General features: G+C 67.5%; 20 protein-coding genes. 9 read left to right on the plus strand and 11 right to left on the minus strand.

Translation table 11 applies throughout. From position 1 onward, the window contains the following. Window positions 1-28: 28 nt before the first annotated feature. On the plus strand, window positions 29-475 hold the full coding sequence (locus tag ADL29_RS17785; RefSeq protein WP_053924631.1) for a hypothetical protein: 447 nt from the start codon (window positions 29-31) through the stop codon (window positions 473-475). Window positions 476-558: 83 nt separating this feature from the next. After that, window positions 559-1,254 (plus strand): hypothetical protein, encoded by a 696-nt coding sequence (locus tag ADL29_RS17790; protein ID WP_053924632.1) that lies wholly within the window; start codon window positions 559-561, stop codon window positions 1,252-1,254. A gap of 391 nt (window positions 1,255-1,645) precedes the next feature. On the opposite strand, the gene ADL29_RS17795 is transcribed toward ADL29_RS17790, so the two are convergent. From ADL29_RS17795 to ADL29_RS17815, 5 genes are all read right to left on the minus strand, one after another. Beyond that, a complete protein-coding gene (locus ADL29_RS17795; RefSeq protein WP_053924633.1) occupies window positions 1,646-2,539 on the minus strand; it encodes a hypothetical protein in 894 nt (297 codons plus the stop codon). 49 nt (window positions 2,540-2,588) lie between these two features. Beyond that, on the minus strand, window positions 2,589-3,047 hold the full coding sequence (locus ADL29_RS17800; RefSeq protein WP_157878519.1) for a hypothetical protein: 459 nt from the start codon (window positions 3,045-3,047) through the stop codon (window positions 2,589-2,591). Between the two features lie 67 nt (window positions 3,048-3,114). Continuing rightward, window positions 3,115-3,801: an SPDY domain-containing protein gene (locus tag ADL29_RS17805; protein ID WP_053924635.1), complete on the minus strand. Its 687-nt coding sequence runs from the start codon at window positions 3,799-3,801 to the stop codon at window positions 3,115-3,117. A gap of 76 nt (window positions 3,802-3,877) precedes the next feature. Next, window positions 3,878-4,363 carry a hypothetical protein gene (locus ADL29_RS46305; protein WP_342671169.1) on the minus strand — a complete coding sequence of 162 codons (486 nt, stop codon included), beginning with the start codon at window positions 4,361-4,363 and terminating at the stop codon, window positions 3,878-3,880. A gap of 90 nt (window positions 4,364-4,453) precedes the next feature. Then, on the minus strand, window positions 4,454-4,807 hold the full coding sequence (locus tag ADL29_RS17815) for an SPDY domain-containing protein (RefSeq protein ID WP_053924728.1): 354 nt from the start codon (window positions 4,805-4,807) through the stop codon (window positions 4,454-4,456). A 553-nt stretch (window positions 4,808-5,360) separates the two neighbouring features. On the opposite strand from ADL29_RS17815, the gene ADL29_RS17820 reads away from it, so the two are divergent. The 3 genes from ADL29_RS17820 to ADL29_RS17835 all read left to right on the plus strand — a co-directional run bounded on the left by ADL29_RS17820 (window position 5,361) and on the right by ADL29_RS17835 (window position 7,647). Further along, a complete protein-coding gene (locus tag ADL29_RS17820; protein WP_053924636.1) occupies window positions 5,361-5,735 on the plus strand; it encodes a hypothetical protein in 375 nt (124 codons plus the stop codon). A gap of 496 nt (window positions 5,736-6,231) precedes the next feature. Next, complete coding sequence (locus ADL29_RS17825) at window positions 6,232-6,570, plus strand: DUF6233 domain-containing protein (RefSeq protein WP_053924637.1); 339 nt, start codon at window positions 6,232-6,234, stop codon at window positions 6,568-6,570. 765 nt (window positions 6,571-7,335) lie between these two features. After that, a complete protein-coding gene (locus ADL29_RS17835) occupies window positions 7,336-7,647 on the plus strand; it encodes a hypothetical protein (RefSeq protein WP_157878520.1) in 312 nt (103 codons plus the stop codon). A gap of 204 nt (window positions 7,648-7,851) precedes the next feature. Here ADL29_RS17835 and ADL29_RS17840 read toward each other — a convergent pair whose 3' ends face one another. Next, complete coding sequence (locus ADL29_RS17840) at window positions 7,852-8,277, minus strand: hypothetical protein (protein WP_157878521.1); 426 nt, start codon at window positions 8,275-8,277, stop codon at window positions 7,852-7,854. 156 nt (window positions 8,278-8,433) lie between these two features. Here ADL29_RS17840 and ADL29_RS17845 point away from each other — a divergent pair, with 156 nt between their 5' ends. Further along, window positions 8,434-9,300 (plus strand): hypothetical protein, encoded by an 867-nt coding sequence (locus tag ADL29_RS17845; protein ID WP_053924641.1) that lies wholly within the window; start codon window positions 8,434-8,436, stop codon window positions 9,298-9,300. A gap of 202 nt (window positions 9,301-9,502) precedes the next feature. Here the strand turns inward: ADL29_RS17845 and ADL29_RS46025 are convergent, their stop codons facing one another. From ADL29_RS46025 to ADL29_RS45305, 3 genes are all read right to left on the minus strand, one after another. Beyond that, window positions 9,503-9,673 carry an LAETG motif-containing sortase-dependent surface protein gene (locus ADL29_RS46025; RefSeq protein ID WP_281181874.1) on the minus strand — a complete coding sequence of 57 codons (171 nt, stop codon included), beginning with the start codon at window positions 9,671-9,673 and terminating at the stop codon, window positions 9,503-9,505. Window positions 9,674-9,860: 187 nt separating this feature from the next. Further along, a complete protein-coding gene (locus ADL29_RS17850; protein ID WP_157878522.1) occupies window positions 9,861-10,319 on the minus strand; it encodes a hypothetical protein in 459 nt (152 codons plus the stop codon). 30 nt (window positions 10,320-10,349) lie between these two features. Continuing rightward, complete coding sequence (locus ADL29_RS45305; protein WP_063788486.1) at window positions 10,350-11,882, minus strand: restriction endonuclease fold toxin-2 domain-containing protein; 1,533 nt, start codon at window positions 11,880-11,882, stop codon at window positions 10,350-10,352. A 266-nt stretch (window positions 11,883-12,148) separates the two neighbouring features. Here ADL29_RS45305 and ADL29_RS17860 point away from each other — a divergent pair, with 266 nt between their 5' ends. Continuing rightward, entirely contained in the window at window positions 12,149-12,547 is a 399-nt protein-coding gene (locus tag ADL29_RS17860; RefSeq protein WP_053924643.1) for a hypothetical protein, read from the plus strand. 368 nt (window positions 12,548-12,915) lie between these two features. Here ADL29_RS17860 and ADL29_RS17865 read toward each other — a convergent pair whose 3' ends face one another. Next, entirely contained in the window at window positions 12,916-13,308 is a 393-nt protein-coding gene (locus ADL29_RS17865; protein ID WP_107095007.1) for an LAETG motif-containing sortase-dependent surface protein, read from the minus strand. After that, window positions 13,290-13,541 (minus strand): SpaA isopeptide-forming pilin-related protein, encoded by a 252-nt coding sequence (locus tag ADL29_RS44135; RefSeq protein ID WP_053924645.1) that lies wholly within the window; start codon window positions 13,539-13,541, stop codon window positions 13,290-13,292. The genes ADL29_RS17865 and ADL29_RS44135 overlap by 19 nt, the downstream gene beginning before the upstream one ends. A gap of 239 nt (window positions 13,542-13,780) precedes the next feature. On the opposite strand from ADL29_RS44135, the gene ADL29_RS45310 reads away from it, so the two are divergent. Continuing rightward, a complete protein-coding gene (locus ADL29_RS45310) occupies window positions 13,781-14,503 on the plus strand; it encodes a hypothetical protein (protein ID WP_245689478.1) in 723 nt (240 codons plus the stop codon). A gap of 41 nt (window positions 14,504-14,544) precedes the next feature. Then, window positions 14,545-16,251, plus strand: a complete 1,707-nt coding sequence (locus tag ADL29_RS17880; protein WP_053924646.1) for a pentapeptide repeat-containing protein — start codon at window positions 14,545-14,547, stop codon at window positions 16,249-16,251. Window positions 16,252-16,308: the final 57 nt, after the last annotated feature.

Below are 16,308 nucleotides of genomic sequence, written 5' to 3' on the forward strand. Positions count from 1 at the left end.
GGCCGACAGACGACGAAAAAGGAGCCGCATGTTCCGACGACGCGCTCGTGACCGAGAGTTCCGCGAAGCCCAGCTCGCGGGCCATGCGCTGCTGCAGATGCACGCGAACCAGCCGGCGCCCGACTTCGCCCGCCCGGCCACCGCGTCGGCACCGGCCGCGCCCATCACCGAGGAGGTTCCCGACTTCCTGCCGCCGGACCTGCGGGTGCCCTCCCGCGACGAGGTGGAGGGAATGATGATGCGCTGGGAGCAGCCGCTCGTCCTCGACGGCGAGGTGCGCGAGTGCCCGCAGTGCGGCGCATACCGGGACTGGATCGTTTTCAGCATGCGCGACGACACGATCTGGCTGCGCTGCCGGGCTGGCCACAACACCGCGGAGCCGCGCCTGGACGCAGCCTGGTACAACCGCAACTCCGGTCCCGTCGACGCCTTCCACCCCACCCTCGAAGAGGGCCTGCGCCACTGCGGCCACTAACTACCCGTAACCCCTACCCCGCCGGCAGCGGAACCGCGTCGGCCCAGTCAGCCCATCCGCTCCGCACCACCTAGGGGTTTCGCATGCGCCGTGACACCACCACCATCCTCGCCCTGAGCACGCTCGCGGCTCTGGCCCTGGCGGGCTGCTCCACCGACAGCTCCACGTCCTCCGCCCCGTCGGCGACGGCAGCGTCCGCGCCCCACACGGGCAAAGACACGGCGGCAGCCAAGCCACTGTCCTCGGCCGCGCTGAGCAAGCGGCTCCTGAACGAGAGTGACCTGGGCGAGGGCTACACCCGGAAGCGGCAGCGCCCCGCGGCGCACGACGACGTCACGGTGATCGGCTGCCCGGCGCTGGAGAAGCTCGGCGGCGACGCGGCCACCGGCGCCAGCCTCGAATTCCCTCGCAAGGCGAAGGCGTCCTTCACGTACGCCGGCGGCAGCAACTCCGAGGTGAGCGAGGAGCTGTACAGCGACACTGCATCGAAGCTGTCCAACGGCATCGGCAAGATCTTCGGCGCGATGGCCTCCTGCCCGAAGTACCAAGTCGTCTCGGGCAGCACCGCCATCGACATGGCCACCCAGACGACCACCGCCCCTGACCTTGGCGAGGAGCGGTGGAGCCAGCTGCTCACCTACTCCGCCGGCGGGCAGCGCAGCGTCGTCAAGCAGACGGCGATCCGCACCGGCAACGTGCTGGTGATCGTCTCCGGCTCGCCGGGGCTGGTGGACGCTCACCTGGACAAGGCGCTCGACAAGGCCCAGGGCACCAGCTGATCACACCGCAAGCAGCGCTGCCCCTTGCCCGTAGGTACGGGCAAGGGGCAGCGCTGCTTACACCGGTCGCCTCCGGCAGAACGGCGGCGCCACGGAAGAGCGGCAGAGGGCATAGGCAGTGGGCAGGTAGAAAGGCGGCCGGGCACCGTTCCCGCATAAGGGCTCGAGGGCCCGAGGTGAATTCCTGGGTGTGTTCCCGGCCGCCCATCTACCCGTCCACATCCGACCGGGCTGTACCGGCACGTGCGCTGATGCACACTGCCTCAGCCGATACGCAAACTTCACCGGGCAGGCCGATGCCGCTGCCGGAGGGGCCAGGGGAAATACGCAAACCCGGCAGGCTCAAAGAGCCTGCCGGGCAACGTAGTTATGGCGCCGTCACCATGAGCACTCACGAGGGCACTGGGTTCGAGTCCGCCTCTGCGATGGGCCGCTGGATCGTGACCAGGCGCTCGCGCCGTACGCGGATCTCGGCGATGCGTTCCTCGGCGGGAAGATAGACGAGGAGGTCGGTGTGGCTTGCCCTTCCTCGGTCGGCCATGGCCACAACGAAGTGCGTCTGGGCGCATCCCGACAGGGTGTACACGTCGCCGGACCTGAGGGAGCTGGCGCGGTCGTCGAACACGTCGAGCGTGCGGTTCGCCCACTCGGCAGCCTTTGCCTGCATGTGGGGCAGGGTGTAGGTCTGGCGGGAGATCTCGGCCTCCTCCCAGTGGAGTCGGCACGGCGCGCATTCGTTGGGGGCGCCCGGGTTGGGGCCGGCCAGCTGCCGCTCGCAGTAGGCGTTGCCGGTCACGGAGTTCCGGTGGTGCCCAGTCACCAGATTCGTTCGGCCCCTGGGGGTCCACAGCAGGCTGTCGTCGCCGTGGCACGGCTCGCCGCCGGGCATGACCAGCTCGCCTGCCCGTTGCCGGAAGCGGTCGAGGGCCTCGCTGAGGCGGGTGCAGTTGGCGCATACGCGCCGAGCAGAGGAGCGGCGGACTTCGAGCGGCTTGCCGCAGTAGCCCAGCAGGTGGCCCGGGATCGGCCGGTGCGCAGTGGCGCTGGCGCCCGTGCCGACGGCGGGCCGGGCATCCGGCTCACCGCCGGGGTGCGGCGGCGTGGCGAGAATGAGCCAGGCTCGTGCACAGCTCTGGCACTGGGAGTGTGCCGTGTGCTCGGCGATGGGCGCGAGATCGGCTGAGTGCGTGGCGCACGCCGTCAGCGGCTCGGTATCGAGCAGGACTCCGTGGTGGGCGGTCCCGTTCGTGGGGCCGATGGCGAGCCGGATCAAGGGCAGGGACAAGCAAACCTCCTGGAGGTAGACGTCAGGTGGGTGTGGGCGGGCGGTGGATTTAGATGAAGTCGAAGCGGCCGGGCAGGGTGGCAAGCGTGCGTGCATCCTCGGCCGCTCGTTCGGCCTCCACCCGGGCATGCGTGATCGCGCAGGCGCCGTACTCGAGCTGGTTCAGCTCGCCGGCCTCGGTGCACCGGCCGTCTTCGATGACGTACCGGGCTACTGTGCGGACCGGGCCCGCGTCGGTGGGCAGGTCCGAGACCAGCGACAGCACCGATGCCCCGCATCGGTTGCTCGTGTCCGAGAGGGCCTCGTCCACAAGGCGCGTGAGCCGGTCGAATCGCTCCCCGCTCACGGGGCCGAGCGCGAACCAGTTGCTGCCCAGGTAGAGGACTTCCGCGAGTGCCTCCCGGTCGATGACGGGCCGTATGACGTGCAGGTAGTGCCGCCCCGGCCCGGCCGCCGCGATGGCGTCGGCGACCGCGAGCCGTCCAGGGGACATCTGTGAAACCGACATGGGTCCTTTCAAGGGGCCGATCGTCCGCCATGTAGCGAACGCCGGTGGCTGGCGTGGATGCCGCTCGTCAGCTGCGGCGGACGACGGTAAGCCGCCCGTCGGCGCTGTCCGGCAGCGTGCGCCGCGGCACCGGCACCGGTGAGGCGAGCGAGGAGGCGAAGGCGGCGACCAGGTCGTGCGGAACGCTCGCACTGAAGCTGGCACACCACTGGTATGGGGCGCCCAGGACGGGTTCTGCCCATGCCTGCCAACCGGCAAGGTCCTCGCGCGGGTCCGCGTCGTGGATGAGCGGCGGCAGCGGCTCCAGGGAGACGTGGGTGGAGAAGGCGGGATCGTTGGCGGTGGTGTGCGGACGGTCCAGGTCGCGGATCCAGCCCTGCGCGCTGAGTGCCGTCAACACCGCCTCGGGGCTCGCGAAGCCGACGTCGGGCGCATCGCGGGCGTCGAGGGCGACAAGGAGGTCGGCGAGTGCCTCGTGCGGCACGCCGGCGGTGAAGTACGCGTTCCACTCCGTCATGGCCGCCTCGGTGTGGGGGCGGGCGGACAGCTGCCAGGCCACGGGCAGTCCGCCGAGTTCGAACGGGTAGCTGGCGAGGATCCACTCGGCGCCGCGCAGCTCGTCCGGGCTCACATAGAGAAGGGTGTTGCGGGAGGTCGGCCACATGCGCCATCCGAGCCCGCTGAGGGTGTCGCCGATTCGCTCGGCGAGGGCGCCGTCGTCACCGGCCAGATGGCGCGGCGTGACCCAGTACACCGGGTCCGGCGCGTCGGGGTGGAAGGGGTCGATGGGGTGGTGCGGGTGCAGGGGCGCCTCCGTGGGTTCGGGGTGGTCACTGTCCGCCGCTGGGGCGGGTGCCGCGCCGTCGGCGCGGGGGTGGGTCAGTCGGCTGGTGCCAGGTCAGCGCGACAGCAACGTCGGGGGGAAGAGGCCCGAACTGCTCGGTCTCCTCGGGCTCCCTGATGAACACCACCGGCCGACCGCTCTCGTCGCGGGCGCCGACCACGTCGCCCGTGCGGTGGGACATGGGGAAATCGGGGTTGATGGCGAGGCGGACCACGGCGTCGCGCCCGCAGGCGGACAGAAGGTCGAGCAGCTCGCCGACGGACAGCTCCGGCGAGGGCCCGAACTGCTCGGCCCCCTTGGACTCGGCGATGAACACGACCGGACGGCCGGTCTCGTCACGGGTGGGGACCACACCCCCCAGGCGGCGGGCCGTGGGGTCGAAGGGGTTGATCCTCAGGCGTACCACCGTGTCGCGGTCGCTGGCGGACAGGCGGTCGAGCAGCTCGCCGACGGTCGGCTCCGGCAGGTCCAAGGCATTCTCCAAGCAGTAGCGGGCGGGTTCGCCGCCCAGCAGCAGGGGCAGGGTTGCATCACGTACGAACAGCAGGGTGAGGCGGACAGATCACAGCGGCCGAGCGGTGGCCAGTACCTGGGCCACCGCTGTAGCGATGATCTCCGCTGGGGTCTCGGTGTCGAAGGACATCCGGTACCCGGGGACCTTCGCGGTGCCGGTCACAGCGATCACCCAGCCCTCGCCGTCGTCGCCGGGCCGGCCCATCGGGAACCAGCCGAGGTAGAACCGTCCGTCGCGAGAGTTGATGTGGACATCCGCCCGGTCGTCCACGACGAGCTTGAAGCCAGCGTCCGTGAACTGGTCGATCACCTCCTGCGGCTGGCCGGGGCCGAGTTTCCAGGAGCGGGGCCGCAGAGCCTCAACCGTCGTGGCGAATCCGGGTGGGGCGACTTCAACAGTCATCGGCATCACCTCTCTGACCTGGGGTTCCGGGGAAGGTCGTCTACGTTGACATGCCCCTGCAGCTTCCACCAGTCCTTTCGGGATCTTTCCTGTCTGCCCCCGGCGAACTGGCGAAAAAGTGGATGGAACCGCCGCAGCGCTCGGGCTGGGCATTGCCACGCTTCCGGCGCGTACCCGCCACCGCTCTCGCTCCCGACGCCACATGCGGCCCGCCGCACTCCGCACCGCAAACTTCATCCTGCGCCCCGGCGACCACGGACGATCTACCCGCCATCGAACGCGGATAGAGGAACGAGCAGCACCGCCGATATCTCGGCGAACCTGCGAGCGAGGAGGGGATCTCCATACGACGCCGCCGGCTGCCGGGCACACCTGGCGCCTTCGGGCCCACGGACAGGGGCGCGACCGGAGGTTCAGTGGTGGTAATGCCGCGCCAGGAGCTAACCGCCGTGATCGCCGCGCCGTTCGGGCTGACGCTGCTGCCGGACTCCGATGTCCCGTACCGTCGAAGGTTGATCGTGTGCCACCGAAGCCTGAGCAGAGGAGGAGATCGTTGGACCCCAACTCCCCCTCGCCGGGCAGCCGTTTGTCTCTCCTGCTCCTCTTGCCAGTACAGCACGAGGAAGAGCGCAAGGAGGAGATCGTCGGACAGCAACTCCCCCTCGCCCGGCAGCCGCACTCGATTGGGGCGGGTACCGAGTCGGTCGTAGAAGATTTCGAGCGAGCCGATGGCACGTACGCGGCTACAGAGTTGGTCGTATCTCAGTTCATGAGGGCCTATGCGCAACAGGCGGGAGGCGAGCTTGCTGTGTTCACAGCTCCACTGTCCGACGGTGCGAGGCAGGCCAGCCCACCGGCTGTAGGTGATTTCAGCGGTGCTCACGGCGCGCAGGCGCGTGCCGAGACGGTCGTATTCGAGCTTCCATGAACCGAGGGTGCGGGGCCGGCTGCCCAGCCGGTCGTAGGTGATTGTCGCATCACCGATTCCACGCAAACGGGTTCCGACCATGTCATATGTCAGCTCGATGTCCATGCGCCGCCTCACTTCTGGGAAGGACGCCGCGCTGGCCGGGGCCGGTGGTGCGGGGCGGACCCCACGAGTGCACCCAGACTGCCGGACCCTTCCGCATAGGACTAAGCCGCGAATCATGACGGTCAGCGACTTCTCCGCGAAGGCCGGATCCAGCCTCGCACTTTCGACCACCTCTCGCACGACGGCAATCTGGGGGCCTCGCGGCATGCCCGCCGACCAGAGTTGCGCTCGACCTTGAGGTGGCTGACCTGCTGAGTTGACTGAAGCGGTCAAACTTCGATGGCACGAACCTCGCGGTCATCCCCTTTCAGTGACAACGCTCAATCTCCGATGGCACGGGACATCCGATGCCGACGAGGCAGCGAGCACCAGGAAGCGTAATATCGAACACGTGCGCGACACATCTCCTCTGCCTGACGACCTGTCTCGGCTCAGCGTGATCGCGACCTACCTCCAGCTGGAGCTGAACCGCGTGCACCGCCGCATTGTCGAGGTCGAGCAGCAGGAGGCTGCACGCAAAGCCTCCGTCCGCGCAGTGCCGCCGCCGGACTGGACGGTACAGCTGAACGTAGGCGCCGACCCACGCCCCGTGGCCGTCCATCACGGTGAGTGCACGAAGGGACAGCCCAGGGTGCGACCGATCACCCGGCGCGACGCCATCGAGGCGCTGGCCGCCGGCGTGGAGGCGTGTGGGCTGTGCCGCCCCGACCGCGAACTCCGGATCGACTGAGCTCCCTGCGCGGGAATGCAGCCCGGGCCCGGGGGATTATGTGGCTGAGAAGAAAGGTTCCGCCGTGACGACACCCGCCCCCGCACCGACCACCGCGCCGCTGTCCTGCCCGCCTAAAGAGATCGGACGCTGCGCCGCCTGCCAGCAGCCCTGCCACCGCTACGGTCATGGCGCCAACCCGCTGTGCGCCTCGTGCCGCGCCAAGGTCGAAGCCAAGCGGGCCAAGGCCCCAGTCTTGTAGCCACCACTGCCGGTTCCCCGCCTGTCCGTCACCCGCCCAACACGGCACACCGCCGCAGATCGCGGGCCGGGGAACCACCAGCAGCATCGATCAGCGACGCTCACTCTGCCGCGTCGCGTCGCCAATGCATCCGGCCTCTGGGTATCTCGGGTCAGTCAGCTTCGGCACCCCAGATGTCAGGCCCGCCGCCACGCCACTCGATCATTGGGTCGTCCAATCGAACTTGCTCAGGATCCAGGCCGGCCCGACGGAGGAACTCCAGAAGATCAGCGGGACCATACGCGAGGCCCAGACTCTGGCCGTCAACACGCACACGACGCCCGCCCGTCGGTGACGGCGGGTGCACGACGACACGAGCATCCATACCCCCACCCTGCGCCCCGCACCACCAGCGATGCACGCCGAGAACGACCGGCTGAACCAGCGGCCTGTCCGGTGAGTCGGCACTCGGGCTGTCCGGCATGAGGGCCCGCGGTGTGCCTCGCGGGCCGTCACGGCGGCGGGGGTGCATCGTTGAGCGGGGCATGAGCACGGATGCGACAGCTATGGCCCGAGCGCTGGAGCGGGACGCGGGCGCTCTGCTGGCCGACTACCGCGCGGGGATGTGGACGCCGTCGTCGCAGGAGCGAGGCTTGGCGGAGGACCTTGCACGGGGACATTGGAGCGGGTCGTGGTTCCGGGAGGGCCTCAGGGGCGCGCCGGTCGAGGTGCGGGTCGGACGGCTGGCTGATGTCCTGGATCCGGCAGCCTCGGTCCTGGAGGAGGCGGGTGGATTCTCTGGCCGCGCGGTGCTCCTGCTGCGGCAGTTGTTGGATGCCATCTCCCCCGAACCGTGATTGCCCCGCTCGTGGGCAACAGCTGCTCCCCCAGCCCCGGCGGAAGCAGGAAGCGCGAATCGGCCGTCGGGACCACCCGTACGGCTGGCGCCCCGGGCGTGATGCCGCGCTGCTCGCCTTGCGTCGGCTGACTCGCTCACGGTCTTTGGCGCCCGCGACCGCTCCTACCTGTTCCCATCGATCACCGGATCAGCCAGCGTCACGTCACTGGGGCTTGGGGTTCGGCTCCTTGGGCGGGAAGTGCTGGTCGAGGATTTCGACCCACTTGTCGAGGACCACGAAGGCCGCGGTGTTGGCGCCCTGGGCCTGGACGAGCTGGGTGAGAGCAGCGACGAAGGGGGCCGCCGCGGTGTCGCCCGCGGCCAGGGCGGCAGCAGCCTGGAGGCATTGATGCGCTGCGGGGAACGATGCCTGCGCCCAGGCATTTCGCTGCTTGGCACGCCGGGCGCCGTCTTCGCCCATGATGCGTTCGATGAGGTACGTCGGGCACTCCGGCACGTGCCAGATCTCGGTGAACCCCTTCTCGGTGTCGACCCAGGAAATGCGAATGTTGTCCTCTGCCGGCCCTCCACCGCAGTCTGAGCAGTCGACGCGGTTGATATCAGGCCGGTCGGCGTCGGGTTCAGTCACGATGCGAGGGCCCTTCTCGGATCCGCCGGGGCCCGGGACCGGGCTACCGGACATGTCGACACTTCCTGCCAGGACCGTCCATCCAACGTCCCGCGAGCCCCATGGTCAACAGTCAGAACCTCTACCGTGGGACGCTGGACGCCTGAAGGGGGACTGATGTATGCACCGGCGGATGAGCCGACCCGTGCCCGTATGGAGGCCGCGCTCGCCCACGCCGCCGACCTCTTCGGCGAGGCCCGTGGCGACGGGCCGATCGCCTGGGGCTGGCAAGGGTGCACCATCGGCCGCCGCACCGGCGCCTACTGGCTGCGCGTCGCCTCCGGCAAAGGCACCCGCCCTCCCGCGCCCAAGCACGGCGAAGGCGCCATCGGAGCCCAGCAACTCGTCCCCGCCGAAGTACCCCGCCCCCGCCTGCACGACCACACCCGGTGGGCCGCCGACGGCTATGCCTACGAGGCTGAGCTCGCCGACTGCCTCACCACCCCCGTCATCTCCCCGCACCGCTGCGACATCACGCAGGACCCGGGCCTGCCTGACCAGTGGTGGGCCGACCTCCGCCGTGCCCTCGATGTGCTCGCCAAGGCGCCCGGGGGCCGCACCACGGTCCGTGACCGCTGGGCGCAGCGGGCCTTCCCGCACTTCCTTGGCGTCACCGCACCGGAGATGATCGAGCGCACGACCGGCCACGGCGACCTTCAGTGGGCCAACCTCACCCAGCACCCGCTAACCGTCATCGACTGGGAACGCTGGGGACGTGTCCCCGTCGGCTTCGATGCCGGCACCCTGCATGCCGCCAGCCTCGGCGTTCCCGCCGTCGCCGCAATGGTCCGCGAGGTCTTCGACGACATCCTCACCACCGACGCCGGACGTGTGGGGGAGCTGTGCGCGCTCGCCGAGATGCTCCAGGCCGTCGCCCGCGGCTTCTACCCCCGCCTCGCTGATGCTCTCGCCAGCCGGACGGAGGAACTGACCGGCGTCCGGCCACCCCAGGCCCCGGCGGCCGAACTGCCACAAGCCGAATGACGGGCCAGGCCCGGCGATCCCCGTCTCCAGTCCCTTAGCATCCTGCAACAGACCGTCGATTCGGCCAGCTCGAGACGGTAGGGCATGGCCTGCTCGCCTCGGCCGGATTTTGGCTCGACTCCCCGCGCATAGCGCTTCCGGACATGCCAAAGCCCCCGGAATCGCGAGGATTCCGGGGGCCAGGTTCGGTGGGCCAGGTGTGTCAGTTATTAGCGGAGCCGTCGTCGTTGGAGTCGTCCACACGGCATCGGCGGGCAACGATGAATGCGCCCGCACCAGCAGCGAGGAGCAGTCCGGCACCGCCGAGCAGCCACGGAGTGGCATCGGCACCGGGGACGGCGCCCGCGGGCGAGAGCCCCTCAGGCGTGGGCACCGCGGTGCCCGAGGTGGCCTCGTCCGCGACAGAGGTGTCAGAAGGCGAGGTGGACGGGGACGACTGTCAGGAGGTGCCCTCGCCCTTACCGGGCTTGTCAGGCGTCGGCTTCGTCCCACGATGGTGGGGGGACCCAGCCTCCGTACCGATTTCGCCACCCCGCACCGGCCAACGGTGCGAGGAGCATTCAGCCGAGCTGCTCCTCCTCATAACGCAAAACTCGCTCGACATGACCAACTAGAGACGCTTCCAATTCACTTACTCCACTTCCATGGAGTTCCACCAGAGGCAGCTCCCACTCAACTCCCTCTCGAATGTTCGCCATGAGTCCGCTACCCGCCGGCACGATCGCCTGCCGCAGCCACCCCGCGAAGTCGGCCGCTTCGGCAGCAGTGCAGTCCTCAATAGCAACGCCATTGGGTTCCACTCCCACCATCCCTTCAGCCGTTTCCCCAGTGGACGTGCCGAACTGGAACGAGAGCGTCTCGCCCGTGTAGTGCCCGCTCCACGCATGGACAGGGGCATCAGGTTCTTTCGCCTGCAGCGCATCGGCGAAGGAAGCGAAGGTTAGCCCCCACCCCTGCGGCTCGCCCTCAGGAGGGCTGAAGATGAACATGGTTCGAAAATCGGCGGCATCTTCACTCATGGCAAGGTTTCCTAGACTCCAAGATCATGACTACGGCACGTACCTGCCGTAGCCTTTGACTCCGTGAGCGACGAGCAGCGCGTCCCAGTACGGGACGGCATCGGGGTCGTTGGTAGCTACTTCCACGCCGCGTAGTCGACCCGCATGGCCTGGGTACTCGATCGCCGCTTTATACTTGTAAAGCTCTTTTTCGTCCTTTTTGTGAAGCACCTTCTCTTGGAAATTGTCACCGTTCTCCAGGTCGTCAAGATTGCGGTACGTGCATCCGGGACGCTTAACGAACTTCGCCTCCACCGCCATTCCGTCTGTATCACGTACGCCGTCCACCATCAATGTGCCTAGCGGGGACTTGCGCGGATCGATGGGTACCTCCTTCTCGGGGTAGCCCGCCGTACGACGTTGGTAGTCCTTTTCCGCCTGTGTACCGCCGGAAAATCCACCGTCGCGGAGACTGTTTGCCCATCGCCGGAAACTCTGTCGCTCAGTGGGTGTCAGCGGCGGGAAGCGCGGGTCCGGAGGGATTGGAGGTGGCATCGCCGGACGGTACAGGTTCGGATCGGGCTTGGTGTACCCGGCTGGGATCATGATCGGGCTGCCGGGTGCCACTGGTACTGGTAGTGGTGGAAGGCCCGGCAGGATCGGCTTGGGCATCCAGGGGCCAGGGGTCGGCTCGGGGACTCGTACGCGCGATTGCGAGGAGTCCAAGCTGTGTCCCAGGCTGGCGAGGTCCATGATGCGGCCGTCGCCGGAGACCGCGTCATGGAGACCGCCGTCCTCGCCGTTGCCGCCGAACATGGGGTTGTCCCAGACGGATTCTCCGCCGAACTCGAAGATCGCGTCGGAGATGGTGTTCTTCCAGGACTGGCTGCTTGCGGTCTCGATGTGGTCGGCGTATCTGTCGCAGGCGTTTGCGATCTGTTGGCATGCGGCTGGGAGGTTGGCCAGCAGAGTGCATGACGACTCGGCCTTGGCGGGAACATCGTCGTGCCCCACGAATTTAAGGAAGAAGGAGCCTATCGCTTCTGCGGTCTTCCCTTCCTGGTTGCGGGCTGCAGTCCTCCAGCACTCTCGCGCGTCAGAGTAGATGCGTTCCGTGATGTTCCTGGCCTTTCGCCAGGATCGCGCCACGGATCTCAGCTTGGCGGGGTCGCCGCGGAAGCGGTCGCCGTCGATGACTATGTCGCTCGTCGTCGTCTCGCCGATAACTTCGGGGAGTTCGTTCCCACGGCCGCGGGGTGCAGGCGCACAGTTCGCCGACCTCGCAGGTCCGGTACCCATGAGGGATTCTGCCGCGTTGCGCCGCCCGATGGCGGAGAGCATTTCTTCTGCAACCTTGCTCTCTGTCGCCATGTAGTTGTTGGCCGTCTGCAGCATCCCCTCACTGCCGCGTCCCATGATGTGTGCGGCTTCGCCTATTTGATTCACCGTCGTTTGTGCCGCGCTGTGGTAGACCGCTGCAAAAGCCCGTCCAGCGTCGTCATCGCCTGCCATGCCGGCCTGTTCGTCCAGCTCCCTCAGCAGCGCGAGCACCAGCTCGATGAGCAGCTCGTTGAGGGTGTGCATCCCCCAAGAGGAATTGATCAGCTCAACCGCATTTGTCCGAAATGACAAGCCTCACCCCCGGTTTACACGCGAGCCGTCCAGTGTGCCATTGGCCACGGGCGGCCCCTTCCCTAACCGGTAGCAAATGGCCACATGTTCGACTGGGGTTTCAGTGGCGTCCGACAAGGGGCATGGTGCGCAGCCGGGGGCGGCGGAGAGCCGGCCACTGCGCAGACCGCTGCCGGTTGGTGACGGTAACCGGGGTTGACTGCCCTCGTTTGCCAGATATGACCACGTATGCGGAAGGCGCTGTCTGGAATCGCGAGCGGGACGACGAGTACGTCTGCGGGAACGCGGTGCATCACGTCAGCTACCTGCTCACCTTGGCGAATTATCGGGTCCTGAAGCCCGGCGACGATCAGAACGAGTTCGGGCTAGTCGTCGAGTTCGCCCCAGAGGGGCTGCTCGTTGGGGACGCGGTCGTAGTCAACGTCAACATTCCGGATCTCTCGCGCGTCCATCCGGTGCCACGGAAGCTCGCCCGCTACAGCGACGTGCACCGCAGGCTCGCCGAACACACACTGTGCGCTCTGGAAAACCTGTTCGCCGAAATCGGGCCGCAGCACGATATCAGGGCACATCGCCATCCCGACCTGCCGCTCTTGGTACTCGACGTGCCCTGCTGACCGCCGCACGCGCAAGGTTGTAGCAGACCGTTCTCGGAGTTCCGCACGATTGCGCGCGTTCTGGATGTTGACTGTGGTTAAACCAAAGCCCCGGATCGCGTGGACTCCGGTGCCGAATTCGGGACAGCCCCTCCCGACTGCTGGCCAGCACTCCACTGCCTGCGGCGCTTAGCGTTCGTCTGTACAGCGGTGCGGCCGCAACGGCTACGTATGAGGCTCGGCGGCGCCAGCGGGTTCGTCTCCGTGCCGGGCTGACAGGCAGGGGCGTCGGCGGCGCGGTCCGCGCGCTACGCGCGGCAGGACTGACGAAGGCCCCCGGAATCGTGGGGGCGGATTCCGGGGGCCTTGCGAGGTGGTTGGTCAGGTTGTCAGCTGTCGGCGGGGCCGTCGTCAGTACAGCGCCGGCGGGTGGCGATGACCGCTCCGCCTCCCGCAGCCAGCAGCACTCCGGCACCGCCGAGCAGCCACGGTGTGGCGTCAGCGCCGGTGTGGGCGAGGGAGCCTTCCGGAGGGGCTGCGGTGCTCGACGCGCTCTCGTCCGCCGACGGGTTGCCCGAAGCGGTGACGGACGGGGACGGTGTGCCCTCGTCCTCGTGCGGAGTGCCGGAGGTCGGCTTGTGCGAGGGCTTGGCCGGGCTGGTCGTCTCCGGTGAGGTCGGCGGGGTGGTGGGCATGGTCGGCTGCTCCTTCTTGGTGTTGGCGAGCGTGACGGTGACCGAGTCATCGGGCTTGGCGGCGAACTTCACTGGCTTGGCATCCATCTGGTAGCCGGTGGGGGCCTTGTCTCGGTGGCCGTGTAGTTGGTGCCGGTGCGGGAGGAGATGGGGAGCTTGACCTTTGCTGTGCCGTCCTTGCTGGTGGTCAGTGTGACCGTTTCACCGTCATCACCTGCCGGGGTGATGTTGATGACCGCCCCAGCAAGCGGCTCGCCACTACCCTTGTCGGTCTTCTTGACGATTAGTTCGGCGGGCTTGAACGGATCGGTGATCGTCAATGGAGTGTCGGTGCCGGTCGTGACGATGACGTCCTGGTCGTCGACCGTGTCGTGCAGCTTGCTGCCGCTTGTCGGGACTCCCGTGAGTTCACTCCGTTTTGTGCATCGTCTCCTGACCTGCGGCGCTGGTGAGCGGGGGTTCACTCGATCGCGTGGAGAGTTCGACGTTGCGTCGGGATTCCTGAAGATATGCCGCTCTATCCATGACGCATGGTCGTTCGCAGTGAGCTGAGGCGTCGGTGACGCTCGCGGTCGTCCGGTCGATCGGGACGCCGCAGCGGCTACAGACAGCACAGGAGTACGAGGATTTCGAGCAGGAGCTGGTGGACCAGTTTCTGCTGGCCGGAGTTGGCGCCGGGTTAAGCGACGGCTCCATCGCCGACGACCGCTGGCAGATCTTCGAGTTCGTGCGGTTCCTCGGCCGGCCAGTGTGGACGACGGGCCCGGAGGACGCGGACCGATTCCTTGCGGAGCAGCGCAAGGTGAAGCGGCTGGCTCACAGCGCGGTCCAGAGCAAGGCGTGGACTCTCGCGCAGTTCTTTGACTTCCTGATCACCCGCTACCAAGGGGATGTGCACGCGCTGACCGGCCACGTGCTGGTCCAGCCGATCGACGAGTTCAACCGCCCGGCTAAGAGCGAGTACGGAACGCCACGGATTCCGCCGTCCGAGGCGGAGGTGGACCAGCTGTTCGCTGGATGGCGGGAGTCGCTGGGCCAGGCCAGGAAGTTCCTGCCAGCCGCCCGGGACTACATGGTCGCCTCGCTGTGGCGACGGGTCGGCACGCGAATCGGCGAGACGCTCAAGCTAGACATCCGCGACTGGCGCCCGGACCTGGGCGACTTCGGCAAGCTACACGTCCGGCACGGTAAGGGGAGCCGCGGCCGGGGGCCTAAGAGTCGCCTGGTGCCGGCCATCAGGGTTCTCTACGGCACCGCAGAGCCGCCGCCCCCACCGAGTTGAGAGGCGAGCAACTACTGAACATGTCGCTACGCTCACTGGACATGACACAACCGAACCCTGACCCGTATCCGACCCCGCCGGACTGGCCGCACTGTGGTCACGGTGCCCAGCCTGAGACCGATCCGGTCGGCTGCCGAGGTCGGCGTGTCGAGCCGTATGCCGAGTGCCTGGTCCATCTCAAGGACGCCGATCGCTCCGCCTACCTGGCTGACTTGCGAGCCGGTGCCGACATCGACCACTGCGGCACCCGGTTGAGCAGGGAACTATTGGATGAGTTACTCTCCGCGATCAAGGACCCCACCACCAATCGGCCCCGCTTAGGCAGGGCCGATTTCAGTCACGCCCAGTTCGACGGAGACGCTGAGTTCAGCGGCGTGGAGTTCGGTGGCGCCGTGTCGTTCTGGAGCGCGAAGTTCACTGATGACGCCGCGTTCGCCGAGACACAGTTCGGTGGCAACGCCTGGTTCAACGAGGCAAAGTTCGGTGGCAAATCCTTCTTCACCAGGGCCGAGTTCAGCGGCCATGCCATCTTCCACAAGGTGAAGTTCGGCGGCGACGCCCACTTCGGCACAACCAAATTCAACGGCAGCGCCGGGTTTATGAACACTCAGTTCAGCGGCTATGCCTTCTTCAACGGGTCGAACTTCGAGCGTGGTGGATCGATCGGACCGCTGGTGTGCAATGGTCAACTACAACTTGCATACGCCACGTTCGGAGCAGCCGTGACCATTGAGGCGGCTACACCAAGCGTGCTGTGCCTGCAGACGCGGTGGGCCTCCACCGCCGCGCTGCGCCTGCGGAACGCTGCCGTCGATCTAAGCGACGCGGTCATGGAATACCCGGTGAGCATCGCCGCCCGCCCCCGGCCTTTCACCTCCTCCGACGCAGATATACCCGAGGCTGACCTGGGGAATGCCCGTGTGCAAGTGGTGTCGCTGCAGGGGGTGGATGCCGCGCACTTGGTGCTCAGCGACGTCGACCTCACCGGCTGCCGGTTCGCCGGGACCGTCCACCTCGACCAACTACGGCTGGAGGGGCGATGCCCCCTACCCACCACACCCTCGGGGCTGCGCTGGCGCGGCCCGTGGCCGGTGCGCTGGACGCCACGCCGGACGCTGGCCGAGGAGCAGCACTGGCGCGCCGCTGAGGGCACTGCCCCAGACGGCTGGACGCCTGCGGCAGAGGGGGTGGACGTGTTGGAGCCGGCAGCGCTGGCACCGATGTATCGGCAATTGCGTAAGGCGTTCGAGGATGGCAAGAACGAACCCGGGGCCGCCGACTTCTACTACGGCGAGATGGAGATGCGCCGCCACGACCACGACGCCACCCGCACCGAGCGTGCCCTGCTTGTCTTGTACTGGGCGCTGTCTGGCTACGGGCTGCGGGCCTCCCGCGCCCTCGGATGGCTGCTGGCATCCATGCTCGCCACCGTGCTGGTGCTGATGCTGTGGGGCCTTCCACGCGACGATCCAAAGCCGACCAGCACTGGCACCGTCACGCGTCACAGCATCACAATGAAGACCGACACACCCGATCCGGTCAATCCCGATGGGCCGTACCGTGAGCGTCTATCGACCGACCGGTTCGAGAAGTCCCTGCGAGTAGTGATCAACTCAGTGGTGTTCCGCTCCTCCGGCCAGGACCTCACCACAGTCGGCACCTACAGCGAGATGACGGCCCGCCTCGCCGAACCCGTCCTACTGGGTATGGCCGTCCTCGCCATCCGCGGCCGCGTCAAACGCTCATAGCCCACCGACGCACAGCCTTGCCATCGATGCTGGTGCTACTGCAGATGTCAGCGTGCA

Source organism: Streptomyces chattanoogensis, from assembly GCF_001294335.1.
Taxonomy (GTDB): domain Bacteria; phylum Actinomycetota; class Actinomycetes; order Streptomycetales; family Streptomycetaceae; genus Streptomyces; species Streptomyces chattanoogensis.